Source organism: Pseudonocardia sp. SID8383 (assembly GCF_009864975.1).
GTDB classification, from domain to species: domain Bacteria; phylum Actinomycetota; class Actinomycetes; order Mycobacteriales; family Pseudonocardiaceae; genus Pseudonocardia; species Pseudonocardia alni.
Genome location: NZ_WWFY01000577.1, coordinates 1 through 798, shown reverse-complemented (window position 1 = coordinate 798; position 798 = coordinate 1). Strand labels below are relative to the sequence as shown.

Below are 798 nucleotides of genomic sequence, written 5' to 3'. Positions count from 1 at the left end.
CCAGCTCGGCGGCCACACCGGAGTGCACCCCGACCCGGACCGACCCCGACCCGGTGCCGAGCCGGACGTCACCGGAGACCGCGTCGGCGACGACGACGTCCCCCGACCCCGAGCGCACCTCGAGGTCCGCGGTGAGCTCGCCGACGCGGACGTCGCCGCTGCCGGTCCGGATGCGCGACGCGCCGCCGAGCGACCCGGCCTCGACGCCGCCGGAGCCGGCACGCAGATGCGCCCGGCCCGAGCACGTGCCCAGGTCGATCGACCCCGAGCCGGTGGTGACGTCGGCGTCGCCGTGCACCTGGGCCACGCGGGCCGCGCCGGACCCGGTCCGCACCGCGGCCCAGGACGCCCGGCCGGTCAGCTCGACCGAGGCCGCGCCGGTCCGTACCGCGGGCCGCGACCCGGCGGGGGCGGAGACGGTGACCACGAGCGGCACCGCGCCGAGGGCCGGGTCGTCCGCCCCGCGGACCACCAGGCGTCGCGACGAGGCCGACCACTCGATGGTGACGGCGTCGACGGCGTCCGCCGACGGGTCGCCGGTGGCCTCCCAGGGGGCACCGACGATCGGGTCGAACCCGCGGCCGGACCAGCCCGCCCCGGCCCGGGGCACGCCGGAGCCGCCGGTCATCGAGCTGCCGATCCAGTCGAGCAGCCCGCCGAGGCCGCCGGACCACGGCGCGGTGCTGCGGTCGGCGGTGACCTCCGCGCGGACCTCGTCGGCCCCGTCGACCAGGTCGATCCGGACCCGGCCGGCGCCGGTCGTCACCTCGATCTCGGCGGCGCCGGCGCAGTCGAACC

The 798-nt window shown here is 79.4% G+C and carries 1 protein-coding gene; it reads right to left on the bottom strand.

The genetic code is table 11. The features are described from left to right. A partial coding sequence (locus tag GTW08_RS13930) for a DUF4097 domain-containing protein (RefSeq protein WP_161152013.1) occupies positions 1-798 on the bottom strand: 798 nt, incomplete at both ends.